The sequence below is a fragment of the Streptomyces sp. NPDC091281 genome (genome assembly GCF_044757425.1).
In the GTDB taxonomy this organism is placed as follows: domain Bacteria; phylum Actinomycetota; class Actinomycetes; order Streptomycetales; family Streptomycetaceae; genus Streptomyces.
On sequence record NZ_JBIVUY010000026.1, the window covers coordinates 1 to 7937 of the forward strand.

Consider the following 7937-nt stretch of genomic DNA (forward strand, 5'->3'; position numbering starts at 1 on the left):
TGGTTCTTCACCGAACACACCGTCAACCCCAACCACTACGCCATGTCCACGCACCTGGAACTCGCTCCGGACACCGACACCACCCTGCTGAAACAGGCACTCAACACAGTCATCGCCCACCACGACGCACTACAGACGCACTACACCCACAACGACAACAACTGGACACAGGAACACGGCAACGGTGACGCCGACGCGCAGCGGCTGACCGTACGGGACCTGTCCGCGCTGACCGACGACGAACGGGACGCCGCCCTGCACGAGGCGGCCCTGGAGGCGCAGCGCTCCCTCGACCTGGCGAGCGGCACCCTCGTCAAGGGCATCCTGTTCCGCTTCGCGGACGGCACCGCGCCCCGCCTCTTCCTCGCCGTCCACCACATCGTCATGGACGGGGTGTCCTGGCGGATCGTCCTGGAGGACCTGGCGACGGCGTACGCACAGCTCGCCGCCGGGCGCCCCGCCGACCTGGGCGCGAAGACCAGCAGCTACCAGCAGTGGGCGCAGCGCCTGGCCACACACGTCCGCTCCGGCGCCCTGGACCACGAACTAGACCACTGGCGGGACGCGGCCGCCGCCGTCCGCCCTCTGCCACGCGACGGGGACGGGGACGGGGACGCCAACACCTTCGGCGCCGCGGCGGTCACCTCCGTACGGCTGGACCGCGCCGGGACGGAGGCGTTGCTGCAGCGGGTTCCCGCCGCGTACCGCACGCGGATCAACGACGTACTGCTGACCGCGCTCGGCCGCGTCCTGGGTGACCTGGCGGGCGCACCGGTCACGATCGCCCTCGAGGGCCACGGCCGCGAGGAGTTGTTCGACGACATCGACCTGTCCCGTACGGTCGGCTGGTTCACCACCATCCACCCTGTGACGCTGGACGTCCCGGAGGGTGACTGGGGGCAGGCCCTGAAGTCGGTGAAGGAACGACTGCGGGCGGTCCCGGGCCACGGCATCGGTTACGGGGCGTTGCGTCACCTGTCTGGGCCGGGGAGCCCCGCGCACACTTCCCTGACGACCGTCCCGCAGCCCGAGGTCAGCTTCAACTACCTCGGTCAATGGGAGGGAGCCACCAGTGAGGGCGGCCTGGTGCGCGCCCGCTTGGCCGCGCTCGGCGCCGACCAGGAGCCCGAGCAGCCCCGACCGCACGTCATCGACATCGTGGCCGCCGTCGACGACGGCGAACTGCGCATCGACTGCATCCATGCTCCCGCCGTACACCGCACCACTACCGTCCGGCAGCTCGCTGAGGCATTTCTCGCCGCGCTGCACGGCATGGTGGAGCACTGTCTGCGGCCGGAGAACGGCGGCGCGACACCGTCCGACTTCCCGCTCGCCGGGCTCGACCAGGCGGCCGTGGACCGGATCGCCGGCGACGGCCGGGACGTCGAGGACATCCACCCGCTCACTCCGCTGCAGAGCGGCATGCTCTTCCACACGCTGTCCGACCCGGGCGCGTACGCGGAGCAGATGTCTTTCGAAGCCGAAGGCGTGAGCGACCCGATGCTGCTCGCCCGTGCCTGGCAGACGGTGTCCGACCGCATCGGCGTGCTGCGTGCCTCGCTGCAGTGGCGGGATGTCGAGCGCCCGCTGATGGTGGTCCACCGCCGGGCGGAGCTGCCCGTCACCCACCTCGACTGGCGTGCCCTGTCGGCCGCCGAACGGGACGAGGCGGTGCGTCGCCTCCTCACCGAAGACCGCTCCCGGCCGATCGATCTGACCACCGCTCCGTTGATGCGGCTCACCCTGGTGCGGTTGTCGGACACGTCGGTGCGGCTGGTGTGCGCTTTCCACCACATCCTGCTGGACGGCTGGTCCGCGTTCGACGTCCTCACCCAGACCTACCTGGCGTACGCGGACCTGGCGGCCGGGCGGGAACCCGAGCTGCCCGCACGCCGGCCGTTCGGCGCGTACGTGGAGTGGCTTGAACGGCAGGATCTGGCGGGGGCGGAGGCGTACTGGCGGGAGATCGTCGCCGGTTTCCGGGCACCGACGCCGCTTCCCGTCGTCCGGCACTGTGCGCCCGGCCACCGCACGGGCTCCACCGCGCGGATCGCTCGCCGCCTGCCGCCGAAGGTCTCCCGCGAGCTGTTCGACTTCGCCCGCCGGCACCGGCTCACCGTGAACACCGTGCTCCAGGGTGCCTGGGCTCTGTTGCTCGCCCGGCACGCCGGTGTCGATGACGTGTTGTTCGGCGCCACCGTCTCGGGCCGGCCAGCGGAGCTGCGGGGCGCGGAGTCGATGGTCGGCATGCTGATCAACACGCTGCCGGTACGAATCCGCGTCGAGGGGACCGCGCCGGTCGCCGACTGGCTGGCAGAGGTGCAGCGGACCCAGGTCGAGGCACGCCAGTACGAGCACGTTCCGCTGCCGCGCGTCCAGGCGTGCGGCGACGTGGAGGGCGGAGAGGAGCTTTTCCGCACACTGGTTGTCTTCGAGAACTACCCGATGGACGACGAGGCCGCCGCCGCCCACGGGCTGCGCGTCCGCGGCCTGAGCGGCTCCGAGGCGACCAACTATCCGCTGAACCTCATCGCCTACGGCGGTGACGAGCTGGCCTACACCCTTGCGTACGACGCGGCGTTGTACAACGAGGACGCCGCGGCCCGACTGTGCGACCACCTGGAGGCCCTGCTGACCGCGCTCCCCGCCGCCGGCGAGGCCGCGTCGCCGGTGGCCGGGGTTCCGATGCTCACTGCCGCAGAGGCCGAACTGACCGTAAGGGCCTGGAACGACACTGCCAGGCACCTGCCCGAGGTGTCTCTCCCGGAGCTGTTCGCCGCCCGGTCCGCCGCGCACCCTGACGCCGTCGCCCTGGTGTACGGGGACGAGGAGGTGACCTACGGTGAGCTGGGCGAACGGGCCAACCGGCTCGCACATCACCTCGTGTCCCTGGGGGTCGGCCCCGGCACCTTCGTCGGCCTGTGCCTGGAACGCGGCACGCACGCGATCACCGCGCTGCTCGCCGTCCTGAAGGCCGGCGCCGCCTACGTACCGCTGGACCCGAGCTACCCGGCCGACCGCCTCACCTACATGATCGGCGACGCCGGGGTGGAGCTCCTGGTCACCGAGGAGAGGACGCGCAAGCGGCTGCTGTCCTGCTCAACACGGTCCGTCGACCTTGACCGGGACGCGCCGACGGTCGCCGCGCGGCCGGCGACCGCGCCCGCGGCGGATCCGGGCCCTGATGACATCGCGTACGTCATGTACACCTCCGGCTCGACCGGCACCCCGAAGGGCGTGCTCACCCCGCACCGGGCCGTCGTCCGCCTGGTGCACGAGGTGGCGTACACGGACGTCGGCCCGGGCGACACGGTCGCCCAGTTCGCCTCGTTGTCCTTCGACGCGTCGACGTTCGAGGTGTGGACGGCCCTGCTGCGCGGGGCGCGGCTCGCGGTGCACCCGCAAGGGCTGCCCACGACGGTAGAGCTGGGCCGTTTCCTCAAGGAGCGCGACGTCACACACCTGTGGCTCACCGCGGGTCTGTTTCACCAGGTCGCCGACGACGACATCGACGCGTTCGCGGGGCTGCGGCAGCTCGTCGCGGGCGGTGACCGGCTCTCCCCGGAGCACTGCGCCCGTGTCCTGGACGCCCACCCCGCGCTGCGGCTCACCAACGGGTACGGCCCCACCGAGGCCACCACGTTCACCACGATGCACGACGTGCGCGGCTCGGTGGACGGCGGTGCTCCGGGCGCGGGTTCCGTGCCACTGGGCTCACCGCTGCACAACACCCGGGTGTACGTACTCACCGAGGAGCTCGCCCCCGCGCCGATCGGTGTGCCGGGCGAGCTGTACATCGCCGGCGACGGTCTGGCCCACGGCTACCTGGGGCGGCCGGGACTGTCGGCCGAACGCTTCGTCGCCGACCCGCTCGGCGCCCCCGGTACCCGGATGTACCGGTCCGGGGACCTGGTGGCGTGGCGGGCGGACGGGACACTGGAGTTCCTTGGTCGCGCCGACGGACAGGTCAAGATCCGCGGGTTCCGGGTCGAGACGGGCGAGGTGGAGGCCGCGCTCATGACCCATCCGGCGGTTGGCGACGCGGCCGTCGTCCCGCACACCGACCCGGCGTCGGGCCGTACCGCCCTGGTCGGGCACGTGGTCCCGGCCGGCGGTACGCGGGTGCCCAGCGCGGCCGAACTGCGCGCACACTTGGCTTCGTCGCTGCCCGACCACATGATCCCGGCGGTGTTCACCACGCTGGAGGCACTGCCGCTGACCGCCAACGGAAAGGTCGACCGCAGGGCGCTCCCCGCGCCGGAACAGCGCCTGGTCACCGGCACGGAGTACGAGGCCCCGGCGACGCCCACCGCGGAGCTCATCGCCGAGGCGTGGCGAGAACTGCTCGGCACCGAACGGGTCGGGGTCCACGACAACTTCTTCGAGCTGGGCGGCGACTCGCTGCTCGCCCTGCGCGCTGTGTCGCGGATCAACGCGCTGTTCGGCACCGATCTGTCGCCGCGCGCGCTCTTCGAGAGGCCGACGGTCGCCGAGACCGCCGCCGGCGTCGAGGAGCTGGTCCTGGCGGAGCTGGAAGCGGCCGCCGGGACGTCCTGAGCCACCTGCCACCTCTATCTCCTTCACCCCACACGTGGAAAGGCCCCACCATGTCCAACCCCTTCGAGAAGTCCGACCGTTCGTACGACGTCCTGGTGAACGGGGAGGGTCAGCACTCGCTGTGGCCGACGGGCACGGCCGTGCCGGACGGCTGGCAGGTCGTTCTCGCCGACCGGCCCCGCGAGGAGTGCCTCGCCCACGTCGAGGCGAACTGGACGGACATGCGCCCGCGCAGTCTGCGTGCCTCCGCCTGAGCCGTGCCGCCTCGTTCCGGCCACCCGCTTCTGGCCACCGCCTTGCCACGGCGGCCGGACGGGCCGCCTTCTCGACCTGCTGACCAGCAATTCCCTGGGGGATCCCGCCAATGAACACGCCGCCTTCCCGCGCGGACCGGATAGCCGCCCTTCCCGAACGACTCCGCGAGGTGCTCGCCCAGCGGCTGGCCGGCCAGGGCGGGGCCGCCGCAGCCGCGCCACTGGTCCGGGTCCCGGCGGTGCCGCGCGACGGTGAGCTGCGCCTGTCCTTCGGCCAGCAGCGCCTGTGGTTCCTGGAGGACTTCGCGCCCGGCGGGGCCGACTACCACTCGGCGCTGGCCGTGCGGATCAGCGGGCTCCTCGACACGGAGGCACTGCGCACCGCCGTCCGTGACCTGGTGGCCCGCCACGAGGCGCTGCGGACGACCTTCGACTCCCGTGACGGCCGGGGCGTACAGGTCGTCCACGACCGGTTCGACCCCGACTGGTTGAGCACCGCCGCCGCCGACGAGGACGCCGCGCGGAAGGCCGTTCGGGCGGAGATGACCCGGCCGTACGACCTGAAGTCCGGCCCCCTCGTCCGCGTGCTGCTGGTGCGCCTGGCCAAGGACGAGCACATCTGCGTGCTGGGGATGCACCACATCGTCACGGACGGCTGGTCCATGGGCGTCGTGGCCCGCGAACTGGGCGTGCTCTACGCGGCGCACACCGAGGGCCGCGAGCCCGGCCTGCCGGACGTCCCCATCCAGTACCCGGACTTCGCCGCCTGGCAGCGAGCCCGGCTGGAGGACGGCGGACTGCTGGCGGCACAGCTCGGCTGGTGGCGTGATCAGCTGAAGGGCATCGCCCCGCTGGAACTGCCCACCGACCGGCCGCGGCCCGCCGTGCGCTCGTCGGCCGGCGCAGTGTACGGCTTCGAGCTGCCCGCCGACACGGTCACGGGGCTGAAGGAGATGGCCCGTGAGCGCGGCGCGACCCTGTTCATGGCGCTGACGGCCGCGGTGAAGGCGGTCTTCGCCCGCTGGTCCGGTCAGGAGGACATCGCCGTCGGAACGTCCTCCGCCGCGCGCGGGCACCGGGAACTGGAGCAGTTGGTCGGCTTCCTGGTCAACACGGTCGTGCTGCGTACCCAGGTCGACCCGGAGCTGACGTTCGCGGAGCTGCTGGGGCGCGTGAAGGACACGGTCCTGGACGCGTTCGCCCATGAGGACGTGCCGTTCGACAAGCTCGTCGAGGCGGTGCAGCCGGAGCGCGACCCGAGCCGGACGGCGCTGGTGCAGGCCACGGTCGTCCTGCAGAACACCCCCGCCGACACCCTGGACCTGCCGGGCACGACGGTCTCCCCGTACCAGCTGGAACGCCACGCCTCACTGTCGGACCTCACCTTCGAGTTCGAGGAGCGGGACGGGCGCCTGCACGGCCTGGTCGAATACAGCACCGAGCTCTTCGACGAGCGTACGGTGGCCCGGCTGACCGGCCACCTCGGCGTGCTGCTGGCCGGCGCGGTGACCGACCCGGACCGGCCCGTGGCGGCGCTGCCGCTGCTCACCGAGGACGAGCGCCGACAGGTCGTCATCGAGTGGAACGCCACGCGACTGCCGGCGGGCGACGGCCCCCTGATCCACGAGCGGCTTGCGGAGCAGGCCGCACATACCCCGGACGCGGTCGCCGTGATCGCCGAGGACGCCACGCTCACCCACCGAGAGCTGAACGAGCGCGCCAACCGGCTCGCCCACCACCTGATCGCGCTCGGCGCCGGCCCCGGCTCCCTGGTGGGGCTCAGCGTGGAACGCGGCTCTGCCATGGCGGTCGGCCTGCTCGGCATCCTGCGGGCGGGCGCCGCGTACGTGCCGCTCGACCCGGGCTTCCCGGCCGACCGCCTCGCCTCCATGCTGGCGGACTCGGGTGCCCGGATCGTCGTAGGTCAGTCGGCGGTGCACGAGCGCCTGCCCGCCGGGCCGGGACTGCGGGTCGTGGACCTGGACGCGGAGCTGGACGCGATCGGTCGGCTGCCCGCCACCCCGCCGCGAACCGCCGTCACCGGGACCGACCTGGCGTACGTCATCTACACCTCCGGTTCGACAGGCGAGCCCAAGGGTGTCGCCGTCGAGCACCGCAATGTCCGGCACATCCTCATGGCCTGGGACGAGCGGTACGGACTGGAGGAGCTGAAGCTTCGCTTCCTGTCGGTGTCCAGTCTCTCCGTCGACCTGTTCTTCGCGGACCTGATCCGCTCCCTCCCCTTCGGCGGTGCGCTGATCATCGCGTCGAAGGACGTCACCACCGAGCCGTCGGCGCTCCTCGACCTGATCGCCGAGACAGACGCCACGGGCCTGGAGATCGTGCCGTCGCTGCTCAACGCCGTCCTCCAGGAAGTGGACCGCCGCGGTGAGGCGTTCCCGCCGCTGCGGCTGATCTCCGTCGGCTCCGAGGGCTGGCGTGTGGAGGACTGCCGTCCCCTGCTGAGCCGCGTCCAGCACGACTGCGTCGTCGTCAACGCGTACGGCGGCACGGAGGCGACCGTGGACTCGACGGTCTTCGTCCCGACCGAGGAGAGCTTGCGCGGCCGGGTGTACGTGCCGATCGGCCGCCCGTTGCCCGACACGCGCGTGTACGTCCTCGACGCGCACGGCAGCCTCGTCCCGCCGGGTGTGCCGGGCGAGATCTGGATCGGTGGCGAAGGTGTGTCGCGCGGCTACCACGGACGGCCGGAGCTGACCGCCGAGAGGTTCGTCGACAGCCCCTTCGTGCCGGGCGACCGGCTTTACCGCACCGGCGACCGCGCGCGTTGGCTGGCTTCAGGGGACCTGGAGTTCCTGGGCCGCGCAGACGACCAGGTGAAGATCCGGGGCTTCCGCATCGAGCTGGGCGAGGTGGAGAGCGCCCTGTTGACCCACCCGGACGTGCGGGACGCGGTGGTGCTGGCCTGGCAGGACGACACCGGCCGCAGACGTCTGGTGGCGTACGTCGTGGGCGAGGACGCCGAAGCGGGGATACACACGTCCGACCTGCGGGCCCGTCTGTCCGGGCTGCTGCCGGACTACATGGTGCCCGCGCTGTACGTACCGCTGGAACGGCTGCCCCTCACCCCCAGCGGCAAGGTCGACCGCCGCTCCTTGCCCGCCC

3 protein-coding genes are annotated in these 7937 nt (G+C 72.0%); all 3 read left to right on the forward strand.

Annotation, left to right across the window (positions count from 1 at the left end; translation table 11 throughout):
* Nucleotides 1-4557, forward strand: a 4557-nt coding sequence (locus ACIQPQ_RS37515) for an amino acid adenylation domain-containing protein (RefSeq protein WP_401313424.1), incomplete at its 5' end; no start/stop codon positions are given.
* Nucleotides 4558-4607: 50 nt separating this feature from the next.
* Nucleotides 4608-4811, forward strand: coding sequence for an MbtH family protein (locus tag ACIQPQ_RS37520; protein WP_401313427.1), 204 nt, complete (start codon nt 4608-4610; stop codon nt 4809-4811).
* 110 nt (nt 4812-4921) lie between these two features.
* Nucleotides 4922-7937, forward strand: a 3016-nt coding sequence (locus tag ACIQPQ_RS37525; RefSeq protein WP_401313430.1) for an amino acid adenylation domain-containing protein, incomplete at its 3' end; no start/stop codon positions are given.

Coding starts and splice junctions, on each gene's coding strand:
- ACIQPQ_RS37520 (WP_401313427.1), top strand. CDS start 4,608: ATGTCCAACCCCTTCGAGAAGTCCGACCGTTCGTACGACGTCCTGGTG.